The organism is Arthrobacter sp. TmT3-37, assembly GCF_054510835.1.
This window is the reverse complement of the sequence record NZ_JBTNDU010000001.1, coordinates 244,220-266,315: the sequence shown is the minus strand read 5'-3', so window position 1 is coordinate 266,315 and position 22,096 is coordinate 244,220. Positions and strand designations below refer to the sequence as shown.

Annotated in this window: 21 protein-coding genes; 10 read left to right on the top strand and 11 right to left on the bottom strand. The window is 69.3% G+C overall.

Going from position 1 to position 22,096, the window contains the following annotated elements:
- Nucleotides 1-18: 18 nt before the first annotated feature.
- From ACX80U_RS01165 to ACX80U_RS01130, 8 genes are all read right to left on the bottom strand, one after another.
- On the bottom strand, nt 19-408 hold the full coding sequence (locus ACX80U_RS01165) for a nuclear transport factor 2 family protein (RefSeq protein WP_208739242.1): 390 nt from the start codon (nt 406-408) through the stop codon (nt 19-21).
- 9 nt (nt 409-417) lie between these two features.
- Nucleotides 418-1,308, bottom strand: coding sequence for a sugar phosphate isomerase/epimerase family protein (locus ACX80U_RS01160; RefSeq protein ID WP_459267141.1), 891 nt, complete (start codon nt 1,306-1,308; stop codon nt 418-420).
- Entirely contained in the window at nt 1,305-2,459 is a 1,155-nt protein-coding gene (locus ACX80U_RS01155; RefSeq protein ID WP_459267140.1) for a dihydrodipicolinate synthase family protein, read from the bottom strand. The genes ACX80U_RS01160 and ACX80U_RS01155 overlap by 4 nt, the downstream gene beginning before the upstream one ends.
- On the bottom strand, nt 2,456-3,643 hold the full coding sequence (locus tag ACX80U_RS01150; RefSeq protein WP_133082468.1) for a Gfo/Idh/MocA family protein: 1,188 nt from the start codon (nt 3,641-3,643) through the stop codon (nt 2,456-2,458). Before ACX80U_RS01150 ends, ACX80U_RS01155 begins: the two co-directional genes overlap by 4 nt.
- 98 nt (nt 3,644-3,741) lie before the next feature.
- Nucleotides 3,742-3,990, bottom strand: a complete 249-nt coding sequence (locus ACX80U_RS01145) for a hypothetical protein (RefSeq protein WP_459267139.1) — start codon at nt 3,988-3,990, stop codon at nt 3,742-3,744.
- 140 nt (nt 3,991-4,130) lie between these two features.
- Nucleotides 4,131-4,427 carry a hypothetical protein gene (locus tag ACX80U_RS01140; RefSeq protein ID WP_459267138.1) on the bottom strand — a complete coding sequence of 99 codons (297 nt, stop codon included), beginning with the start codon at nt 4,425-4,427 and terminating at the stop codon, nt 4,131-4,133.
- Between the two features lie 33 nt (nt 4,428-4,460).
- Nucleotides 4,461-4,754, bottom strand: coding sequence for a hypothetical protein (locus ACX80U_RS01135; protein WP_459267137.1), 294 nt, complete (start codon nt 4,752-4,754; stop codon nt 4,461-4,463).
- On the bottom strand, nt 4,751-5,482 hold the full coding sequence (locus tag ACX80U_RS01130; RefSeq protein ID WP_208739236.1) for a GAF and ANTAR domain-containing protein: 732 nt from the start codon (nt 5,480-5,482) through the stop codon (nt 4,751-4,753). The genes ACX80U_RS01135 and ACX80U_RS01130 overlap by 4 nt, the downstream gene beginning before the upstream one ends.
- A gap of 388 nt (nt 5,483-5,870) precedes the next feature.
- Between ACX80U_RS01130 and ACX80U_RS01125 the strand changes: the two genes are divergently transcribed.
- Nucleotides 5,871-6,095, top strand: a complete 225-nt coding sequence (locus ACX80U_RS01125) for a hypothetical protein (protein ID WP_208739235.1) — start codon at nt 5,871-5,873, stop codon at nt 6,093-6,095.
- A gap of 9 nt (nt 6,096-6,104) precedes the next feature.
- Here ACX80U_RS01125 and ACX80U_RS01120 read toward each other — a convergent pair whose 3' ends face one another.
- The gene (locus tag ACX80U_RS01120) at nt 6,105-7,157 is read right to left on the bottom strand and encodes a LacI family DNA-binding transcriptional regulator (RefSeq protein ID WP_459267136.1); all 1,053 of its coding nucleotides are present in this window, start codon (nt 7,155-7,157) and stop codon (nt 6,105-6,107) included.
- A gap of 172 nt (nt 7,158-7,329) precedes the next feature.
- On the opposite strand from ACX80U_RS01120, the gene ACX80U_RS01115 reads away from it, so the two are divergent.
- Together ACX80U_RS01115 and ACX80U_RS01110 are read left to right on the top strand one after the other, a co-directional pair.
- A complete protein-coding gene (locus tag ACX80U_RS01115) occupies nt 7,330-8,538 on the top strand; it encodes a Gfo/Idh/MocA family protein (protein ID WP_244185919.1) in 1,209 nt (402 codons plus the stop codon).
- Entirely contained in the window at nt 8,535-9,500 is a 966-nt protein-coding gene (locus ACX80U_RS01110; RefSeq protein ID WP_208739360.1) for a DUF6807 family protein, read from the top strand. Before ACX80U_RS01115 ends, ACX80U_RS01110 begins: the two co-directional genes overlap by 4 nt.
- Before the next feature lie 79 nt (nt 9,501-9,579).
- Here ACX80U_RS01110 and ptsP read toward each other — a convergent pair whose 3' ends face one another.
- Nucleotides 9,580-11,265 carry a phosphoenolpyruvate--protein phosphotransferase gene (gene ptsP, locus ACX80U_RS01105; protein ID WP_459267135.1) on the bottom strand — a complete coding sequence of 562 codons (1,686 nt, stop codon included), beginning with the start codon at nt 11,263-11,265 and terminating at the stop codon, nt 9,580-9,582.
- 117 nt (nt 11,266-11,382) lie between these two features.
- Here ptsP and ACX80U_RS01100 point away from each other — a divergent pair, with 117 nt between their 5' ends.
- The 5 genes from ACX80U_RS01100 to ACX80U_RS01080 all read left to right on the top strand — a co-directional run bounded on the left by ACX80U_RS01100 (nt 11,383) and on the right by ACX80U_RS01080 (nt 18,571).
- Nucleotides 11,383-12,111: a TetR/AcrR family transcriptional regulator gene (locus ACX80U_RS01100; RefSeq protein ID WP_133082478.1), complete on the top strand. Its 729-nt coding sequence runs from the start codon at nt 11,383-11,385 to the stop codon at nt 12,109-12,111.
- 62 nt (nt 12,112-12,173) lie between these two features.
- Nucleotides 12,174-14,159, top strand: a complete 1,986-nt coding sequence (locus tag ACX80U_RS01095) for a PTS mannitol transporter subunit IICBA (protein ID WP_459267134.1) — start codon at nt 12,174-12,176, stop codon at nt 14,157-14,159.
- Complete coding sequence (locus ACX80U_RS01090) at nt 14,159-15,313, top strand: mannitol-1-phosphate 5-dehydrogenase (protein WP_208739357.1); 1,155 nt, start codon at nt 14,159-14,161, stop codon at nt 15,311-15,313. Before ACX80U_RS01095 ends, ACX80U_RS01090 begins: the two co-directional genes overlap by 1 nt.
- Nucleotides 15,314-15,439: 126 nt before the next feature.
- A complete protein-coding gene (locus tag ACX80U_RS01085; protein ID WP_244185917.1) occupies nt 15,440-18,010 on the top strand; it encodes a rhamnogalacturonan lyase in 2,571 nt (856 codons plus the stop codon).
- Nucleotides 18,011-18,115: 105 nt separating this feature from the next.
- Complete coding sequence (locus ACX80U_RS01080) at nt 18,116-18,571, top strand: BLUF domain-containing protein (protein WP_244185916.1); 456 nt, start codon at nt 18,116-18,118, stop codon at nt 18,569-18,571.
- 77 nt (nt 18,572-18,648) lie between these two features.
- On the opposite strand, the gene ACX80U_RS01075 is transcribed toward ACX80U_RS01080, so the two are convergent.
- On the bottom strand, nt 18,649-19,632 hold the full coding sequence (locus ACX80U_RS01075; protein ID WP_208739355.1) for an acetylxylan esterase: 984 nt from the start codon (nt 19,630-19,632) through the stop codon (nt 18,649-18,651).
- A 163-nt stretch (nt 19,633-19,795) separates the two neighbouring features.
- On the opposite strand from ACX80U_RS01075, the gene ACX80U_RS01070 reads away from it, so the two are divergent.
- On the top strand, nt 19,796-21,088 hold the full coding sequence (locus tag ACX80U_RS01070; RefSeq protein WP_133082483.1) for an ABC transporter substrate-binding protein: 1,293 nt from the start codon (nt 19,796-19,798) through the stop codon (nt 21,086-21,088).
- A gap of 20 nt (nt 21,089-21,108) precedes the next feature.
- Nucleotides 21,109-22,095 (top strand): carbohydrate ABC transporter permease, encoded by a 987-nt coding sequence (locus tag ACX80U_RS01065; protein ID WP_459267133.1) that lies wholly within the window; start codon nt 21,109-21,111, stop codon nt 22,093-22,095.
- The last annotated feature ends 1 nt before the right edge of the window (nt 22,096 follow it).

The following is a 22,096-nucleotide window of genomic DNA, read 5'->3' as shown; positions in this document are numbered from 1 at the left end:
GCACCGTCCTCGCGGTCCTCAGGAGGGCAGGTCGCCGATGCTCACGTACTTGCGCCGCCAGTCCCTGCCCTCCTCGCCGCCGTACAGCGTCCAGTACTCGCGGCCGGAGGTGATGACGCCGTCGGCCACGGTCCAGATGGACACGACCCGGAAGATCCCGACGTCCTCCTGCGGTACCTGGACCTCGGAGACGACGACGTCACCGGTGTCGTAGACGTTGAGGACGTCGATGCTCCACCCGTTCGGATGCTCGGAGTTCACGGCCACCATGTTGTCCCGGCCGCGGATGACCTCGCGTGTCACGGGCCAGAACACCTCCACGTCCTCCGCGAGCACCTGGCCCACCGCGTTCCAGTCCCTGCTCCACACCGACGACCAGTACCGTCGGACGACCTCGGTAGATTCCATAGGCCGATGCTACCGGCGTAGGTCGCCGCTCAGGTGGCCCAGGTGTGCGGAGACGGAGGCTTCGAAGCCCTCGACCGTGCGCGCGACGGCCTCGGCCGGGGGAGTGTCCCAGATGTCCTGGTTGAAGAGCTCCACCTCGATGTCGCCTGCGTAGCCCGCGGCCTGCACGGCCCGGGTGATGCCGGCGAAATCGATGACGCCGTCCCCGGGGTAGTGGCGCGACAGCAGGACGTCCGCCGCGAGGGGCGTCTTCCAGTCGCACACCTGGTAGCTCGCGATCCGGCGCTCCGCTCCTGCCCGCTCGATCTGCGGGAACAGTTCGGGATCCCACCACACATGGAAGGTGTCGACCACGACGCCGACGGTCGCGGGGGAGAAGGGCGCGGCCAGGTCGAGGGCCTGCTTGAGGGTGGAGATGACGGCGCGGTCCGAGGCGTACATGGGGTGGAGTGGCTCCAGGGCGAGCGTGACACCTGCCGCCTCGGCGTCGGGGGCCAGTTCGGCGAGGGCATCGTGCACCATGGAGCGGGCACCCGCGATGTCCCTCGATCCCTGCGGGATCCCGCCGGCGACCATGACGAGGACCGCCACGGACCCGGGGGCACCCGAGGCCGCGAGGTGCGCGGTCTCCTCGATCGCCCGCCGGTTGTCGTCCATGGCCGCACGGCGTGCACGGCCCTCCGGCACGGTGAAGAACCCGCCGCGGCAGAGGCTGGAGAAGCGCAGTCCGGAGTCCGCGAGCAGCCGCCCGGCCTCGGGCAGCGATGCGGCCTGCACGGAGTCGCGCCACAGTCCGATACTGGTGATCCCGGCGTCGGAGGTCACCTGCAGGGCGTCGGCGAGCGGGGCGTACTTGATGGTGGCCTGGTTGATGGACAGGCGCCCGTTCGGCGTGCTCATGCTGCCACCCCGCCCACGGCGAGCAGCGCGTGCCAGCGTTCGCGGGCGAGCTCCGGCTGCTCGAGGGCCCCGCACTCGTTGGCGAGGCGGACGATCTCCGACAGGTGCGGCAGGCTCCGGGCGGCCTGCAGGCCACCGACCATGCCGAAACCGGCCTGGTGTCCGTTGAGCCAGCTGAGGAAGGCCACCCCCGTCTTGTAGTAGAACGTGGGTGCCGAGAAGATCTGGCGTGACAGGGCTTCGGTGGGGCCGAGGATCCGCCCGTACGCCGCACTGTCATCGGCGTCGAGCGCCTGGACCGCTGCCGAGGCGTGCGGACCGAGGGCCGCGAAGGCGCCGAGGAGTGCATCGGAGTAGCCCGAGGCGTCCCCACCGATGAGGGAGACGTAGTTGAAGTCGTCCCCGGTGAACATGCGTGCCGGTGCGTTGAGCTGTGACCGAACGGCCCGCTCGGAGTCCGCGTTCAGCAGGCTCATCTTCACGCCGGCCACCTTGTCGGGCGAGTTCGCGATGATCTTGAGGAGGGTCGACGACGCCGCATCGGTGTCCGACGAGCCGAAGTAGCTGCCCAGCTCGGGGTCGAACGCACTGCCGAGCCAGTGCAGGATCACGGGGGCGCCGGCGGCGGCGAGGACCTCCGAGTACACCCTCTCGTAGTCCTCGGCGGTACGGGCGGCACGTGCGAGGTGGCGGCTCGCCATGAGCACGACGGAGGCGCCCGCGTCCTCGGTGAAGTGGAGCTGCTCCTTGTAGGCGTCGATGACCGCCTCGAGCCCGATCACGGCGTCGTCGACGTGGTCGGTGTTCACGCCGACCACGAGGGCACCGTCCACGGAGCGCGCTTCCGCGGCGCTGCGCGAGATGAGCTCGCGCGTCGCCGCGGCGTCGAGCCCCATGTTGCGCTGCGCGGTGTCCATGGCGTCCGCGACGCCGAGGCCCCACGACCACAGGTGGTGCCGGAAGGCGAGGGTCGCGTCCCAGTCGAGGTCCGCGGGCGAGCCGGGGACGTTGTCCGCCGAGGCCCGGGGCACCACGTGCGCCGCCGCGTACACCGTGCGGCTGCTCAGGGGCGCCGCGGGCTTCGAGAACGCCGGCGCGGGATTCAGTTCGACGGTGGAGGTGGCCCCGACCGCGTCGACGAGCGTGATCATGCCAGCGTGATCGCTTCCTCGAGCGAGGACGCGGTGGTGCGCACGTCCTGCAGGTCGAGTCGTCGCCCGGTGCGCGAGCTCTCCAGCCCCTGCTCCGCGAGGTACATCCCGCGTGCGCCGGCCAGGAAGTCGTACGGGTGCGGGCCGTCCTCCAGCACGTGGCGCAGGAACTCCTCCCACTGGGTCTTGAAGCCGTTCTCGAACACCTCGTTGGTGGGCACGTCGATCCAGTCGGCGTCGTAGTCGTGGGTGTCCTCGAGATCGGGGTTCCAGACGGGCTTCGGGGTGGCGTTGCGCGGCTGGATCTTGCAGCCGAACAGCCCGACGACGGCGGATCCGTGCGTGCCGTCCACCTGGAACTGCACGAGCTCGTCACGGTTCACGCGTACGGTCCAGCTCGAGTTGAGCTGGGCGACGATGCCGCCCTCGAGCTCGAACACCGCGTAGGCGGCGTCGTCGGCCGTGGCGCTGTAGGGGCGGCCCTGCTCGTCGACGCGCTCGTCGATGTGGGTGACGGCGCGGGCGTAGACGGACTCGACCTTCCCGAAGAGGTTCTCCAGTACGTAGCTCCAGTGCGGGAACATGTCGACGACGATCCCGCCGCCGTCCTCCGCACGGTAGTTCCAGCTGGGGCGCTGCGCGTCCTGCCAGCCTCCTTCGAAGACCCAGTAGCCGAACTCGCCACGGACGGAGAGGATGCGGCCGAAGAAGCCGGAGTCCACGAGCCGTTTGAGTTTCTGCATGCCGGGGAGGTACAGCTTGTCGTGCACCACGCCGTTCTTGATGCCGGCGGCCTCGGCCAGGTTCGCGAGTTCGAGGGCGTCCTCGGCGGTCTCGGCGGTGGGCTTCTCGGTGTAGATGGCCTTGCCGGCGGCGATCGCCTTCCGGATCGCCGCGGAGCGCGCCTTGGTGACCAGGAAGTCGGCGTAGATCTCCCAGGTGGGATCCGCGAGGACGCTGTCGAGGTCGGTGGAGTAGTGCTCGATGCCGTGCTTCGCGGCGAGCTCGGCGAGCTTGGCCTCGTTGCGGCCCACGAGGATCGGTTCGACCTGGACCCGGGTGCCGTCCGCGAGGAGGACTCCGCCCTGGTCGCGGATGGCGAGGATGGAACGGACAAGGTGCTGGCGGTATCCCATGCGTCCGGAGACGCCGTTCATGATGATCCCGATTGTCCTCGTTGACATTGATACTCCTTGGGTCCGGCGGTGACGCTGTTTTGGAAAGCGTTTACCCAGAGTGTAGGGGAAGAAGGAGGAGGTGACAATAAGCGGCCGGGGGAGGGTCAGCGGCCCGGGCCGGGACGGCCAGGGATCTCGCGCCGGGTGCACTGGTCCGGGCGCACCCACGCCTCGCGGGCGATGGAGAATTCGACCCATTGGGCGCGTACCGCCGAAACGGTCCACGCCATGGCGAATGCACGGACGGTCTGCCGGGAGCCGTCGGGGTACTCGAGGTCCACCCAGAGGGCCGGCGCGGGGGAGACGGACTCGGTGATCCCCTCGGTGGGTGCTTCGAGCTGGAGCGGGGCCATGAACCGATGCGTGGTCGGCGGGAGGCCGTGCCAGCCGGCGGCCCTAGCCACGCCCACCCGTGCGCACCGCGGGGTGCCATGCCGGCTTGTCCATGCGCCCACTCTACGAGGGCGACGGGCGGGAACCTGAGCGGGTGCGCTCAGGCGGCGTGCGCCGCCGAGGGCTTCAGGTCCCGACGCCGGCACCGTGCGGCGTCGACCCACGCTTCCCGCGCCCGTGAGTACTCGATCCACTGGGCACGCACGGCCGTGTCCGTCCAGGCCATGGCGAAACCCTTCCGGGTGCAGATGGAGCCGTCGGGGTAGTCGAGATCCACCCACAGTGTGGGCGATCGCAGGGGCTCCGTGATGCCGGTGGAAGGAGTATCGAGCTGGAGCGGTGGGATGAACCTGTCAGCGCTGGGAGGGATGCCGTGCCACCCCGGTCGTTCTGCCATGCGACGAGGGTATGCCGCGGGTCCGACACTCGATCACGGCGACGGGGCGTCCCCGGTTCCCGCGTGCGCCCGGACGAGCTCGTCGCTGAACGGTGCGCGGCGCCTGGGGGGCAGCTCGTCGATGAGCTCGTTCACGGCGAGGGCGAGCAGGTCGCATTCGAGGGCGGGCATCGGCATCAGGCCCGCCAGGTAGGCCTCCACCTCGTACTCGTCCACCTCGCCGCTCAGCGAGAAGTAGTGGAGCCACACCTCACCCGTCGAGAAGCCCGATTCGACGATGGCCGCGGTGATCATCGCCCGCTGTTCCTCCGAGTAGGGGAATGTCATCGGGACGCATCCTCCGATCCGTGGTCACCGTGACCGTTCACGATGTCCGCGGTGAGTTGCCGGAACGGCACCCCGGTGATGCGGGCACGGGCGGTCAGTGCCGTGAGTGCCTCCGACTCGGTAAGGCCCTCGCGTTCCATCAGGATCCCCTTCGCGATGCCGACGAGGTCGCGCGAGCGCAGCGACTCGCGCAACTCGCTGCTGATCCGGGTCGACGTCTCCGACGTCTGCACGTGTCCGAGCAGGGCGGAGGCGGCGATCGACAGGCTCGTGAGGCGGGCACGGTCGGCGTCGTCGAACGCGGCGGGGACGGTCGAATAGACCTTCATGGCGCCGAGGGAGTCGCGGCCCCTCAGGAGGGGCACGCTGAAGCAGGACCGGACGCCGGCGTCGGCCGCCGCCGCGCTCCACTGCGGGAACCGCACGTCGGTGCTCGTGTCGTCGATCGTCACCGGCGACCGTGTGGACCACGCCGTCAGGCACGGTCCCTCGGACAGGGTGTACTGGAGATCGTCGGCAGTGCGGACGAGCGCGTCCGTCGCGCCCACGCTGGTCCGCTGCGACTCGTGGATGAGTGACACGCCCGCGCCCGACGCATTGGGTGTCGTCTCCTGCGCCACCTGTGCGAGGAGGTCGACGGCGTGCTGCGCCGTCTCCTGCGTGAGCACGAGTCCGCGGATGCGACCGAGCGTCGCACCCAACTCGTTGGAGGGGGGAAATAGGTCCATCAGTAGCCTCGAACGTCATGCCGGGCCTGATCCCGGCGCCACGGGCCTTCTGCTAGACCACGATCGCACGTTGCCGCCGATCCGCTGCTCCCATCCTAGCCGGGCGGGAGGGGAATGGGCGCCGTGATGCAGATGGTTGTTGCGGCGGACACCGCGTGCGGGTAGGTGCTGCACGCCGGGGCTGCCGGCCGGCTCGGTGCGGGGCCGGTCCACCCCGTGGCAAGGCATCCGTCACCTGCTTTTCATCTCGTGGAGGCAGGTGTCTGGTTAGGATTGTCGCGACGATGCCACCGACACCGCGCCTCGGACGAGCCGTCCGGAGGCCGCCCTGGAGGAGGTGCGCCGGAGTCGATGCCGTCGAGCCAGGAAGTGAGGTACGCGCAACGCCATGACGAACGGTGATCTGCAGAAGATCCGCGTCGCAGCAGCGGACAAGGAGGATGTCGAGTTCGAGCTCGACCGCGCCGAGCTGATCCTGAAGGAAGCCGTGACCGAGGCGCTCAGCCACGGCGAGGACATCGAGGTCGTCGCCGAGGTCGCCGAGCTGCCGCTGGACGACGTCTCGGAGCTAGCCCGCCGGACGGCCGCACCCGGGCCGATCCTGCCCCTGTGATGCCCCGTCCTAACGACGCGGCGTACTGCCCCTGATGATCGTCTCCGTGGGGATGGGGGCCGGACCTGTGCCGTTTTCCGCGACTACGCCGTCATAGGCCGTTCCCGTCGCGAGCTGGAGGGCACGCCGTCCGACGTCCTCGAGGGGGATGCGCACGGTGGTCAGGGCCGGCGTGATGTCGCGGACCGTCGGGATGTCGTCGTAACCCGCCACGCCGATCCCTTCGCCGGGCACGATCCCCGCGTCGCGCAGGGCGGACACGACGCCGACGGCCATGACGTCGTTGGCCGCGAAGACCAGGTCCACGGGCGCTCCCGCGGCGAGCAGTTCCTGGGTGCCGCGGTAGCCGCCGTCGCGCGTGAAGTCGGCGTGGACGATGCGCTCGGGGGGAAGGGGGATGCCGTGCTCCGCCAGTCCCGCCGTGAAGCCGTCCAGGCGTTCCTCGGAGGTCCTGATCTCGGGTGGTCCGGCGATGACGGCGAAGTCCCGGTAGCCGAGGCCCGCCAGGGTGACGGCGAGGTGACGTGCGCCGCCACGGTTGTCCAGGAGGACGGTCGCGAAGGGCGCCGCGTCCTGGCTGATGAAGGCGACCTTGCCGCCCGTGTCCTCGAAGGAGGAGAGCTCGGCCCGCAGGTGCTCCTCGAAGGCGGAGCCGGTGGTCCGGGATCCCGCGAGGATCATGACGCGGGGACGCTGCCCACGCAGGGCCCGCACCGTGTCGAGCTCACGCTGGGCGTTGCGGCCCGTGACGGCGATCGTCACCACGAGCCCCTCCTCGCTCGCCGCATCGATCACTCCCGCCGCGATGCTGGAGAAGTAGGGGTCCGCGATGTCGGCCACGAGCAGGGCCACCGTGGTGGTGCTGCCCTTGGCCACGGCCTGCGCGAAGAGGTTGGTGGTGTAGCCGAGTCGCTGGGCCGCTTCGACCACGCGCTGCCGGTAGGCCTCGTTCACCTTCCGCGCGCTGCCGTTCAGGGACCGCGATGCCGTCGCGAGCGAGACTCCGGCCTCCCTGGCGACATCGTGCAGCGTCGCGGGACTCTTGCTTGCCGGTGCAGACATTGCGTGCACTCCTGATGGTGTGGGCGGTAGCCTCGGGCCACGCCCTGCGAATTGCGGAAAGGGCCATTCTTGCACGACGCCGAACGATGCCCGCTCGCGCCTGCCCGGCCGGGTAAACGCTTTCTCTGTTAGTGTTCCGAGGACCGCAACCCTGCCGATGATGGAGGTCTCCGTGCCCCTGCCGAGTCCAGTCGCCGAGTCCGCTGCCGAGTCCGGCACAGAGTCCGCTCCCGGCCCGGAGGTTGCGACGGCCGGGCCGCTCAGGGCGGCCATCCTGGGAACCGGTGGGGTGGCCCACCTCCACGCCCGAGCGCTACGCCTCCTGCCCGGAGTGGAACTGGTCGCAGCTGCGGATCCCTCCGAGCAGCACCTCGCGGCCTTCGCCGACACGTACGGCATCGACGCCCGTTCGGCGTCGCTCGAGGACATGCTCGCGGCCGTCAGCGTCGATGTCCTCCACATCTGCACGCCCCCCGGCGGACATGCCGAACAGACGGCGGCGGGATTCGGGGCAGGAGCCCACGTGGTGGTCGAGAAGCCCGCGGCCCTGAGCCTCATCCAACTCGACACCATGGTCGAGGTCGGTCGCGCCGCCCAGCGCGGCCTCGCCGTCGTCTTCCAGCAGCGCTCGGGGACAGCCGCCGCGCACGTCAAGGAGTTGCTGGACTCGGGTGCGTTCGGACGGACCCTCTCGGCGCTGTGCCAGACGAACTGGTACCGGACGGCGGAGTACTTCGCCGTTCCCTGGCGCGGGACCTGGGCCACCGAGGGAGGCGGCACCACGCTGAGCCACGGAAGCCACCAGGTGGACCTGCTGGCCTACCTGCTGGGCGAGTGGTCCGCCGTGCAGGCCACGATGTGGCGGCTCGGACGGGACGTCGAGACCGAGGATCTGTCCCACGCGTCCCTCGTCTTCGCGTCGGGGGCCGTCGCCTCCGTGGTCACCACCGTCCTCGCGCCGCGGGAGTCGAGCCTCCTCCGGATCGATACCGAGAACGCGACGATCGAACTGGAGCACCTCTACGGCCACGGGCACGCGCACTGGAAGATCACGCCGGCACCCCATGTCGACGAGCGGACAGCGGCGTCCTGGGCGCTCCCCGAGCAGGAGGTCCCGAGCGGGCACGATGCCCTGTTCGCCGAGATCTACGGCTCACTGCTGGCCGGAGGCGGCATGCCCGGGGTCGTGGGACACCCGGCCCGCGCACTGGAGATCGTCAGCGCCATGTACGCCTCGGCACGTGAGGGCCGCTGGATCTCGCGGGCCGACCTCGCAGATCCTGCCTTGCGCGGCGCCCTCACGGCGCCGGTCATCGAAGGCCGACCGGCGGGTCGCCCAGAAGCCCTCCTCGGGTCTCGGCCGCACGGACCCGCGGCGTGACCGGTCCCACGCCCGTCCGGACGGCGGACGGCCGGCTCGCCGGCGTCCTGCACGACGGCGGGGGAGCGCCCGCCGAGCATTCGCCCCGGCCTTTCCTGCACCCGGTGTCGACGCCCACGGGCGGCACCGTCAGCGATTGCGGGCCGGCCGACCACCCCTGGCACTGGGGCCTCGGCATCGCCGTGTCCAATGTCGCCGTCGCAGGCCAGCGCTACCCGGTCAACCTCTGGGGCGGGCCGACGTACAGCGAGGGTCAGGGCTACGTGCAGTTGCCGAACAACGGCTCCCAGCGGGGCGTCGACGTGGGCGGGGACCCCGGTGTCCTGCAGCGGCTCGAGTGGTGCGCGGCGGACGGGAGCGCGTTCCTGGACGAGGACCGGAAATGGGGCGCTCGGACCGTCCACGCCGGCGCCGACTGGATGCTCACCTCGGTGCGGAGCCGGTGGGTCAACACCAGCGCGGGTGCGCTGGCCTTCGGGAGTCCGACGACGGCGGGCCGGGCGAACGCGGGGTACGGGGGATTCTTCCTGCGCCTGGCGTCATCGTTCGACGGCGCTGACATCGTCGCGGGCGCTGCCGCCGGGCCGGATGACCCCGGGCACGTGCCTGCGTCCTCCGGCCCGGATGACCCCGGGCTCGCGCCCGGATCCACCGGCGCGGGGTCCGGTATCGGGTCCCTGAGCGAGGAGGACGCCATGGGCAGCAGACGCTCGTGGCTCGGCCTCAGGTCGCCGACCGCATCGGTGCTGATGGTGCCCGCTCCGGGCAATCCCGGCGGGCCCTCGCCGTGGTTCGTCCGCAGCGCCGGCACACCGATGCTGTGCGCCGCACCCTTCTTCCACTCGGAGCTGCACCTCGGCCCGGGCCAGGCGTTCGACTGGGGTTGGTCGCTGCTCGTCGCCGACGGGCGGATGTCGGACTCCGCGTTCGTCGACGCAGCAGCGGCAGCGATCCGGTCCTAGGCCGGGCACCGTCGCACAGCGGCTGACGACCGCGTCCCGTCGAAGGGGACGCGGTCGGGCGGGCCGCGGGATGTTCCCGCTACAGCCCCAGGGACTCCAGGACGGGCAGTTCGGCGCGTGCACGAGCCCGGGCCTCCGCCGCGGTCGGGGCGGCGACGGCGATGCCTGCGATGCGCTGCGCCTCGGCGAGGGTGACGCTGTTGAGGACGGCGCCGACTCCCGCGAGCGCTCGCGGTGTCATGGACAGCGTCGAGACGCCGAGGCCCACGAGGACGACCGCGAGGGCGGGGTCGGCCGCGGCCTCACCGCACACGCCGACGGGCTTCGCATGCCCTTCTGCTGCGGAACCCTGCACCGTCAGCTGCACCATGCGCAGGACGGCGGGCTGCCAGGAGTTGTTCAGCGCGGCGAGCGAGCCGAGCTGGCGGTCCGCCGCCATGGTGTACTGCGTGAGGTCGTTGGTGCCGAGGCTCGCGAAGGCCACCTCGCCGAGGATCGCCTCGGCCATCAGTGCCGCGGACGGTACCTCCACCATGACGCCCGGGGTCTGCAGGCCGGCGTTGCTGCACAACTTGGCGAAGTCCGCGGCCTCCTCGGCCGTCGAGATCATCGGCGCCATGACCCAGACATCGGCACTGGCCTGCGATGCTGCGTCGGCGACCGCCTGGAGCTGGCGCTCCAGCACCCCCGGGGACGTGAGGTCGGTGCGGTAGCCGCGGACACCCAGGGCGGGATTCGGTTCGCTGGCGTCGGTGAGGAAGGGCAGGGGCTTGTCGGCGCCTGCGTCAAGGGTGCGGACCACCACCTTCTTGCCCGGGAAGGCGTCGAAGACGCCCTTGTACGCCTCGATCTGCTCCTCCGCCGTCGGCTCCGTGTCCCGCTCGAGGAAGCAGAACTCGGTGCGGAGGAGGCCGACTCCCTGGGCCTTCGCCTCGGCGGCCTTGACGGCGTCCTTCGCTCCGCCGACATTGGCGAGCAGGGGGACCTCGTGCCCGTCGGCGGTGACGCCGGTGCCGTCGAAGACCGTGAGCGCGGCCGCGGCTGCCTTGTAGGCCTCGGCGGCTGCCTCCTCCTCGGCTCCCGGGTCGAGTGCGATCGTGCCGGCCGCTCCGTCCACGAAGACGTCCGTGCCGTCGGCGATGTTGTCGACGCCCACGGCGGCGACGACGGCGGGCAGGCCGAGGGAGCGGGCGATGATGGCGGTGTGCGACTGCGGTCCTCCGCCGGAGGTGACGAGGGCGAGGACGACGGCCGGATCCAGGGTGGCGGTATCGGCGGGTGCGAGGTCCTCGGCGACGAGGACGAAGGGCGTGTCCGACGACGGGATGCCCGGTGCGGGCAGGCCGCGCAGCTCGGCCACGATGCGGGAGCGGACGTCGAGGACGTCGGCGGTGCGTTCGGCCATGTAGCCGCCGAGGTTGTGGAGCATCTCGGCGACGGACGCGCCGGCTTCCCAGACGGCACGCGCGGGTGACGTGCCGTTGTTGATCAGCTTGGTCGCGGACTTCAGCAGCATGGGATCGGCCGCCATCAGCGAGGTCGCCTGCAGCACGGCCTTGGCATCGCCCTTGGCGATCCCCGCCCTGCGCTTCAACTCCTCCTGGACGGCCTTGGAGGCGGCCTTCAGGGCTGCGACGGCGGCCTCGGGAGCGTCCGGGGAGTCGTGCCGTTCACCGGCTGGAGGTTCGCCGACCGACTTCGGCATGTGGCGGATCGGACCGATCACGCGTCCGGGGCTGACTCCGACCCCTGCGAAATTCTCCATTGAACGTCCTTGTCTCCTTGCCGGTGTGTTTCGGTCTAGCACCATTGTGCCGCTCGAGGCAAAAACTATTTGTGATGCAGTTCATATAACGGTGCTATAGGTGCTACGGTAGCAGGCATGAAAAAAGTAGGCGAACCAGCGCCTAAGGACAGGCTGCTGAGGGCCGCCGCAGCACTGCTCGCGGAGTCCAACGGCGAGCCCGTCTCCACCCGGCAGATCACCGAAGCCGCCCGGGTGACCGCTCCGACCCTGTACCACCACTTCGGTGACAAGGAAGGCCTGTTCGACGCCGTCGTCGCCGAGGGTTTCTCGGAGTACCTCGACGCCGAGAGGGGCCTCCCGACGTCGGGACAACCGATCGAGGACCTCCGGATGCACTGGGACAACCACGTTCAGTTCGGCCTCGACCATCCGCACCTCTACCTGGTGATGTTCGGCAACATCCGGCCCGAGCGCAGGCCATCCATGGTGGCCAGTGCGGAGGCGTTCCTCGAGGAGGTGCTGGCGCGGGCGGCCGCGGCGGCCCGCCTCGTCGTCTCACCGCGTGAAGCCGCCCGCAGCATGCTCGCCGCCAACATCGGCGTCACGCTCATGCTGATCGCGGAACCTGCGGCGAAACGCAACCTCGAGCTCTCCGCCATGACGCGGGAAGCCGTGATCTCGGCCGTGGCCACGGATTCCGAGGGCGACCCCACCACCGACACGGAGGGGACACCCTCCGTGGTCGTGGCGGCGATCGCCCTCAATGCCGCGCTGCAGTCCTCGCACCCCGACCAGCTCTCCAGCTCCGAACTGAAGCTCTTCCTCGAATGGCTCCAGCGCATCTCCAGCAGGTCGGGAAGCTGACGCTTCCCGGTCATCACCCATCCCTCTCCGCAGAGTTGCGGGGACAACGGTAAGGAAAGAATGTGGCAACACAACTAGAAGCGAGGTCCGGCACCAGTGCCCGGGTCCGCGTCCAGAAATTCGGGACGTTCCTGTCCGGTATGATCATGCCCAACATCGGCGCGTTCATCGCGTGGGGCCTCATCACGGCACTGTTCATCGAGGCCGGCTACTTCCCGGTGGGCGTGCTCGGGGGCTTCGGCGAGAACGCGGCCGGCGATCCGAACGTCGGCCTCGTCGGTCCGATGATCACCTACCTGCTTCCGCTGCTCATCGGCTACACCGGCGGCAAGATGATCTACGAGACCCGTGGCGGCGTCGTCGGCGCGGCCGCGACCATGGGCGTGATCGTCGGCACGAGCATCCCGATGTTCATCGGCGCCATGATCATGGGCCCGCTGACCGCCTATCTCATGAAGAAGATCGACAGCATCTGGGACGGCAAGATCCGCCCCGGCTTCGAGATGCTGGTGAACAACTTCGCCGCCGGTATCTTCGCCGCACTCATGGCGGTCTTCGGTCTGCTCGCCGTCGGCCCGCTGGTCACGCTCTTCAGCGACGCAGCCGGCAGGGGCGTGGACTTCCTCGTCAGTTCGGGACTCCTGCCCTTCACGAGCATCCTGATCGAGCCCGCCAAGATCCTGTTCCTGAACAACGCCATCAACTACGGCGTGCTCACCCCGCTCGCCACGGAACAGGCGACCGAGACGGGCAAGTCGCTCCTGTTCCTGCTCGAGGCGAACCCCGGCCCAGGGCTCGGCCTGCTGCTCGCCTACGCGGTCTTCGGCCGCGGCATGGCCAAGTCGTCCGCTCCCGGCGCCATCATCATCCAGTTCCTCGGCGGCATCCACGAGATCTACTTCCCGTACGTCCTGATGAAGCCCCTCATGGTCCTCGCCGTCATCGGCGGCGGCATGGCCGGTATCTTCACCCTCGTGCTCACCGGTGCGGGCCTGCGCTCGCCCGCCGCACCGGGCAGCATCATCGCCGTCTACGCCGCGACCGCCCAGGACAGCTTCATCGGCATCACCCTGTCGGTCCTGATGGCCGCTGCGGTCTCCTTCCTGATCGGCTCGGTCATCCTGAAGACCTCGAAGTCGACGGACGACGACATCGCCGGTGCCGCCTCCAAGATGGAGGGCCTGAAGGGCAAGAAGAGCTCCGTCGCCGGGAACTTCCGCTCCACGTCCGCCACGGACGGACCGATCCGCAACATCGTGTTCGCCTGCGATGCCGGCATGGGCTCCTCCGCGATGGGTGCCTCGGTGCTCCGCAACAAGATCAAGGCGGCCGGCTTCCCGGACGTCAAGGTCACGAACCTCGCCATCGCCAACCTGAAGGACGACTACGACGTCGTCGTGACGCACCAGGACCTCGCCGCCCGCGCCGAGCCCCTGACGCAGCGCGCGACGCACGTCTCCGTCGACAACTTCATGAACAGCCCGCGCTATGACGAGATCGTCGAACTGGTGCGCGCCAGTGCCTCGGCCGAGGGCGGGGTCGATCCGAAGAACCCGATGCCGGCCGCCGCGGCATCGGAGGCCGACGCGGACACCGACGGCTCAGGCACCGGTGCCAACGACGTCCTCGCCGAGCAGAGCGTCGTGCTGAACGGCAGGGCGACCACCCAGGAGGACGCCATCAACGAGGCCGGCCGCTTGCTGGTCGAGCGCGGTGCGGTCGACTCGAGCTACGTCGCAGCGATGCACGAGCGCGAGAAGTCCGTCCCGACCTACATGGGCAACTTCCTCGCCATCCCGCACGGCACCAACGCGGCGAAGGACCTGATCAAGCGCTCGGCCGTGTCGATCGTGCGCTACCCGGAGGGCATCGACTGGAACGGCAAGCAGGTGAAGTTCGTGGTGGGCGTCGCAGGCGTCAACAACGAGCACCTGTCCATCCTCTCCGCGATCGCCCGTGTCTTCTCCGACAAGGACCAGGTCGCCAAGCTCGACGAGGCCACCTCGGTGGACGAGGTCCTCGCCCTCTTCGGAAAGGTCAATGCTTAGTGAAGGCAGTACATTTCGGAGCCGGGAACATCGGACGCGGCTTCGTGGGGCTCCTGCTCCACGAAGCCGGGTACGAGGTGGTCTTCGCAGACGTCGCGGATGCCCTGATCGATCAGCTGGCCTCGACGCCCAGCTACGACGTCCACGAGGTCGGCGAGGAGCCGGCGGTGAAGACGGTGGACAACTACCGTGCCCTCAACTCGCGGTCGCAGGAGGAGGACGTCGTCGCGGAGGTCGCGACGGCGGAGATCGTCACCACCGCGGTGGGGCCGAACGTCCTCAAGTTCCTCGCCCCGGTCATCGCCCGGGCGATCGCCCGGCGTAGCGACGAGCTCGCTCCGTTGCAGGTGATGGCGTGTGAGAACGCCATCAACGCGACGGACATCCTGCGCCGCGAGGTCGAGCAGACGTACGACGGTGCGGCCCTGGACCTCGCGTCACGCGCGGTGTTCGCCAACACCGCCGTGGACCGGATCGTGCCGAACCAAGCGCCCGGGCAGGGGCTCGACGTCACCGTGGAGACCTTCTTCGAATGGGTCATCGACCGCACCCCGTTCAAGGGCAACGCGCCCGAGATCCCCGGCGCGACCTACGTCGACGACCTCGAGCCGTACATCGAGCGGAAACTGTTCACGGTGAACACCGGCCACGCGTCGGCCGCCTACTTCGGCTACGCGGCCGGCGTCGAGAAGATCGCCGACGCCATGGCGGACGAGGCGATCGCCGCGAAGGTGCGGGCCGTGCTCGACGAGACGAAGCAGCTGCTCGTCTCCAAGCACGGGTTCGACGCGGCGGAGCAGGAGGCCTACGTGCAGAAGATCCTGCGCCGCTTCACCAACCAGCACCTCCCGGACACGGTGGTGCGCGTCGGCAGGGCGCCGTTGCGGAAGCTGAGCCGCAAGGAGCGGTTCGTCGGTCCGGCCGCTGAACTGGCCGAGACCGGCGTCCACCCGGCCGCGTTGCTCGAGGCCATGCAGGCCGCACTGGCCTTCTCGGCCGCCGACGATCCCGAGGTCGCAGCACTGGCCGAGATCCTGGCCTCCCAGGAGCCGGGCGAGGCGACGACGACGATCACGGGCCTCGAAGCGGAGCACCCGCTGTACGGTCCCGTGCGCGAGATCATCGTGCAGCACGCGCCGGGCCATTCCGCCTGATCGAGGCCGACGGCAGGGAAAGGGAGCAGCTCCGGCTGCTCCCTTTTTCGTGGTCGGACCTTGACGCCGGGAGCCCCGAAACCTAGGTTGATTAAGGAAAGCGTTTTCCAATTAAAGGATTCAATGATGAGTTCGGTCAAGAAAACCGCGGTCTCGACCTGCGTCGCCCTCGCCACGGGCACCCTCCTCACCCTCTCCGGTCTCGCCGTCCCCGCCATGGCGCAGGGCCAGGGAGCCGGCAACGCCGCTCCGATCGGGGGAGTGCAACTCGAATACCTGGACCGGGGGCTGGTCGCCGCCGCGACGCCCCAGGGTGTGTTCCTCAGCTGGCGGCTCAAGGCGGGCGAGGTGGCCGGCGCGACGGCGGACGGCCTGACGGGCACCGACTACACGGTCTACCGGAACGGCGAACCCGTCGCCACCGTCACGGACAGCACCAACTACCTCGATACTGCCGTGACCGGGGAAGGCGCGGCCGCCGCCGCACGGTACAGCGTGGGTGCCGTCGTCGACGGGGTCGAGGTGGAGCTGAGCGCCGAGGTGGCACCCTGGACGCAGGCGTACACCGACCTGCCGCTGACCAGACCGGCCGACGGCGTGACGCCGGCGGGCGAGGCCTACACCTACGCGGCGAACGACATGAGCGTCGGCGACGTCGACGGGGACGGCGCCTACGAGTACTTCGTGAAGTGGGATCCCTCGAACTCCAAGGACGTCTCCCAGATCGGGTACACGGGCAACACCTACATCGACACCTACACGGCGGAGGGGCGCCTGCTGAGCCGGGTCGACCTCGGCGTCAACATCCGCTCCGGCGCCCACTACACGCAGTTCCTGGTGTCGGACTTCGACGGCGACGGCCGGTCCGAGCTGATGCTCAAGACGGCGCCCGGGACGAAGACCATCACCTACGGACCCGACGGAGCGGTCACCTCGGAACGCTACGTGACACTGCCCGAGGCCGACGTCGTCGCCGGCTACACGGACACGGACGACTACCGGCTGGATGCCGCAGGCTACTACGAGCACGTGGTCGGGATGTTCAAGGGCTGGCAGGACCACCCCGAGGTCGCCGCGGGGAACTGGCCCGCCACGCTCGAGGAGGCCTTCGGGATCGCGCAGCGCTACGACTACCCGCTGTCGGACGCCGACGCCCGCGCGATGGCGGACTACTTCATCGACGTCTACGCCCCGTCCCGGAGCGCGCGGAACAACCTCCGTGCCTTCGAGGGCTTCATCGTCGACGGACCCGAGTACCTCAGCATGTTCGAGGGAGCCACCGGTGCCGAACTCGAGACCGTCCCCTACGAACCGGGCCGAGGAGACGACGGCCTGCTGTGGGGGGACTACGCCATGGCCCGCATCGAGCCCGGCAACCGCGTGGACCGTTTCCTCGCCGGCGTGGCGTACCTCGACGGCGAGAACCCGTCGGCCGTCTTCGCCCGGGGCTACTACACGCGGGCCAACATCGTGTCCTACAGCTGGGACGGGGAGCGCCTGGCCCAGGACTGGGCCGTCGATTCGGGCCACGTCCCCATGTCCAACCCCTTCAACGACGGGCCGCACGGCGGCAGGGGCAGCAGCGAGGAATTCGGCGCGCTGTCCGGGCAGGGGTTCCACTCGCTGAGCGCCGCGGACGTCGACGGCGACGGCAGGCAGGAGATCGTCTACGGCAGCGCCACCATCGATGACGACGGCTCGCTCCTCTACAGCTCGTCCGACATCCTCCCCGCCGGCAGCTCCGCCCCCGGGACGGAGGCGAAGCTGGGCCACGGCGACGCGATCCACGTCACCGACATCGACCCGGACCGCCCCGGCCAGGAGATCTTCTCCGTGCACGAGGGTGCGACGGGGGCTCCCTACGGCTGGGCCATGCGGGATGCATCGAACGGCGAGGTCCTGTTCGGCGGCTACACGGGCAGGGACACCGGCCGCGGCATGATCGGCGACATCGATCCCGCCGTCCGCGGCATCGAGAACTGGGCCGTGGGGCTCCGCTCGGCGTCGGGGCAGCTCCTTCCGGGCAACGGCCCGGGGACGAACATGAGCATCCGCTGGGCCGCCGATGGCACCACCCAGCTCGTCAACGGCACCGGCAGCCAGTCCGCCACGATCGACGACGCGAAGCGCGGCCGCCTGCTCACGGCGACCGGCACGCGCACGAACAACGGCACCAAGGGCAACCCGTCGCTCGTCGCGGATGTCCTCGGCGACTGGCGCGAGGAACTGCTGGTCCGGACGGCGGACAGCTCTGCCATCCGGATCTTCGTGAGCACCGAGGTGACGGACCGGAAGCTGTACACCCTGATGCACGATCCGCAGTACCGCGCGGAGATCGCCCGCCAGAACACGGCCTACAACCAGCCTGCCTACACCGGCTTCTACCTGGCCTCGGACACCGACTTCACCGGTGTCCCCGTCCCGGACGCGTTTCTGCCCGGTGCGCTTCCCGCCCTGCAGCGACAGCTCGAGCAGGCCATCGCGGCGGGCGACGTCTCGGGTCCGGCCGCGCAGCAGCTACGGACCTCGCTCGACCAGGCCCAGCGCGCCGTGGAGAGGGACCAGTCCGGCAACGCGGTGCGGGCCCTGCAGAAGTTCCTCGACCGGCTGGAGCAGACGAAGCCGGGCACCGTGTCCGACGAGGCCCGGGTCCAGCTCGGGTACGCGGGATCGGCGGTCCTCACCACGCTGGGCTGACGACGCCGAGCAGAACTCTCGGCAGGATCGCGTGCGGACGGGCACGCGGTCCTGCCGGAGCCCGGGCCGCCCCACGGTCGGCGGCCGTTGGGTAGATTGTGCCGTGTGAGCCGAAACCCCCGAGACCTGCTGTCGATCGTCTACTCGAGCACCGCAGCCCAGCTGTTCGACGACGGCGAGCTCAGCGCACTGCTGGCCCTGAGCAGGCAGAACAATGCCCGTGCGCACCTGACGGGGATGCTGCTGTACCGCAGCGGACGATTCCTCCAGGTCATCGAGGGGCCGGCGGACGTCCTGCGCGAACGCATGTCCATCATCGCCGCGGATCCCCGGCACCTGGACGTCCGCGTCCTCCTCCGGGAGACCATCGACGAACGGCAGTTCCCGGACTGGACCATGGCGTACGAGCCCGCCTCCGATGTGGCTGCGGAGGACATTCCCGGGTTCCGCAGCACGTTCGCAGACATCGAGGGCGGGGACGATCCGCAGGAGTCCGTCGCGGCCCTGCGCGAACTGCTGCTCTGGTTCCAGGACCGCGCGGCCCGGCTGCACCGCGCCTGACCGGCCCTCCCCGCGACCATGGGAGAGCCGGGAGTGTGGGCGATCCCCGCCGTCGTCCGCACGCGGCCCAAGAGGCCTCAGGAGCCCGTGAGCTCCCCGATGAAGGCCAGGTGCTCCACGTCCTGGAAGGCGCCGCCCTGCTCGTGCCCGTTGTACGGGTACACCTTCATGCGCTTCGGGCCGGCGTAGTGGTTGTGCGCGGCGAACACGCACGACGGCGGGCACACGTCGTCGAGCAGGCCCACCGAGAACATCGCCGGGATGGTGCTGCGCGTCGCGAAGTTCACGCCGTCGAAGTAGCTGAGCGTGCGGAAGACGGAGTCGACCGCGTTCCGGCGCGTGCCGAGATACTTCGCGATCTCCGAGTAGGGGACCGTGTCGACGATCTCCGTGGCTCGCCGCATGTGTGCGAGGAACGGGACATCGACGATCGCGCCGATGGGCGGGGTGTCGATGACGCGCTGGGCGAGAGCCGCCGTGGCGAGGGTGATGCCTCCGCCCTGGCTGCCTCCGGAGATCACCACGCGGGACGGATCCACGGCGGGGTGCGCCTGCGCGGCCTCGACGGCGTGGACGGCGTCCACGAAGAGCCGGCGGTAGTAGTAGGTCGCGGGATCCTCGATGCCGAGCGTCATGAAGCCGCCGACGTGGGGCCCGTTGAGGGCGCCGTCCGCGGTGTCGCCGGGCCGGTGGCCCGAGCCCTGGCCCCGGAGGTCCATGACGAAGTGCGCGAACCCCGCACTGGGCAGTCCGGTCCATTCGCCGAGCAGGCCGCGCCCGCCACCGTAGCCGATGTACGTGACGACGGTCGGCAGGGGGCCGGGAAGGTGACGCGGGGTGAGCAGCCAGCCCTTCACCGGCTGGCCATCGTAACCGGCGAACGTGACGTCCTCCGTGACCAGCTGGGTGTAGCCCGCGTCCACCTCCTCGAAGGAAGGGGAGGCGGCGTGCGTCCGCTGCTCAGCGAGGGTCTTGTCCCAGAAGGCGTCGTAGTCGGCGGGTTCGTCGCGATCCGGCAGATAGCTCCGTAGCTGGGACAGGGGCAGGTCGAATTGAGGCATGGGGTGCATCCTTTCATGGCTTCGATGGGCGAAGATAGAGCGCGGACAAGCTCGCCCGGATCAGGCTGTTGACCATTGATACGATTCAATCTACGCTGTGGGATAACGCTTTCCCAGAGGCGTCCAACGATGGCTGACGAAGAAGTTTTCCAGGAGGACAAAGATGTTCCGCACATTCTCACGGCGCACCCTGACGGGCGTTGCAGCCCTGGCCGCCACCGGCCTGGCCCTGACCGGTTGTGGCGGCGGCGGGGGCGAACCTGCAGCACTGAACACCGAGGAAGAGATCACCCTCAACTACACGTTCTGGGGCAACGACGACCGCGCCGCCCGCTACGACAAGGCCATCGCGGCGTTCGAGGAGAAGTTCCCGAACATCACGATCAACGACACGTTCACCGACTACCCGTCGTACTGGGAGAAGCGCCAGACCGAGGCGGCGGGCGGCGGACTGCCGGACGTCATGCAGTTCGACTACACCTACCTCCGTCAGTACGGCGACAACGGCCTGCTCCTGAACCTCGAGGACTACTTCGGCAACGGCATCACCACCGACGCCATCGACGAGAGCCTGCTGTCCACCGGCAAGCTCGAGGACGGCACCTTCGCCATCCCCACCGGCTACAGCGCGTGGTCGGTGTTCCAGAACCCGGCACTGCTCGCCGACGCCGGCGTCGAGCCCTACGAGGGCGGCACGAGCTGGGACGACTACAACACGTACATGGCGTCCGTCACCGACGCCACGGGCGGGACGGTGTACGGAGGAACCGACACCACCCAGCGCATCCAGGACCTCGAGCTGAAGCTGCGCCAGCAGGGCCGCGAGCTGTTCACCGAGGACGGCGAGCTCAACTTCACGCAGGAGGAGCTCGTCGAGCACTGGACCGAGGGCCAGGAGAACCGCGACAAGGTCACCGTTCCGCAGAGCAAGCTCGAGGAGATCAACCCGGTCTCCGGCTTCGGTGGCAACCTGACCACCAGCGAGATGAGCTGGAGCAACTTCCTCGGCGGCTATCTGGGAGACTCCGGAGCCGAGGAGATCACCATCGTCGCTCCTCCCACCGACAGCCCGGACGAGAAGGACCTGTACCGCAAGGTCGGCCTGATGCAGGCTGCATCCTCCTCGACCGAGCACCCCGAGGCAGCGGCGGCATTCGTCGACTTCCTCATCAACAGCCCGGAGGTCGGCGAGATCTTCGGCGCGACACTCGGCATCCCCGCCTCGGAGACGCAGCTCGAGGGTGCGAACCTTGAAGGACCGGACAAGGCCGTCAAGGACTACCTCGATTCCATCGAAGGTCGCATGGGCGACGCTCCGGCGGCACCGGTCGCCGGCTTCGGCGCCATCGAGCAGACGTTCTGGGACCTCGGCAAGTCCATCGGACTGGGCGCCGTGACCCCGGAGGACGCCGCGAAGCAGTTCTTCGACGAAGCCTCCGTCACGCTCGGTAGCTAGGCAGACAAAGGAGTTAGATCGTGACAACGGACTCGGCGCACGCGCCAGCAACAGCCCGCACCGCCGAATCCGGTGCCCGTCCGGCGGCCCGCCGCCGGACGGGCACGCCCCGGCCCCGCCGTTCCCGAAACCGCGACACCGTGGCGGGCTACGTCTTCCTCTCCCCGTGGCTGCTCGGCTTCATCGGCCTCACCCTCGGCCCCATGGTGGCTTCGCTGTACCTCGCGTTCACCGACTACAACCTCTTCACCGCTCCCGAGTGGACCGGGCTCGAGAACCTCACCCGCATGGCCGGGGACGAGAAGTTCTGGAGCTCGGTGCGGATCACCCTGGTCTACGTGCTGGTGGGAACGCCCATCAAGCTCGCGGCCGCACTCGGCGTGGCGATGCTCCTGAATTACAAGGCACGCGGCACGGGCTTCTTCCGCTCGGCGTTCTACGCACCGAGCCTCATCGGAGCGAGCGTCAGCATCGCCATCGTCTGGCGGGCCATGTTCTCCACCGACGGCCCCGTCGACGGCACGCTGAACCTCTTCGGCATCAACCTCGGCGGGTGGATCGGCAACCCGTCGCTCATCATGCCGATGATGATCCTCCTCGCGATCTGGCAGTTCGGCGCCCCGATGGTCATCTTCCTGGCCGGGCTCAAGGGGGTCCCTGCCGAGCTGTACGAGGCGGCATCGGTGGACGGGGCGCGCGCCTGGCGCAAGTTCCTCAGCGTGACCGTTCCGATGCTCTCGCCGGTCATCTTCTTCAACCTGCTGCTCGAGATGATCAATGCCTTCCAGGTGTTCGCCTCGGCCTACATCATCGGTTCCGGCACAGGCGGCCCGGGCGGCGCCACGAACTTCTACACCGTGTACCTCTACACGAGGGCTTTCGCCAACAACCAGATGGGCTACGCCTCGGCGATGGCATGGGTCCTGCTGCTCGCCGTCGGCGTCCTCGCCTTCATCCTGTTCCGCACCTCCAGGAGCTGGGTCCACTACGCAGGAGACTCCAAGTGAC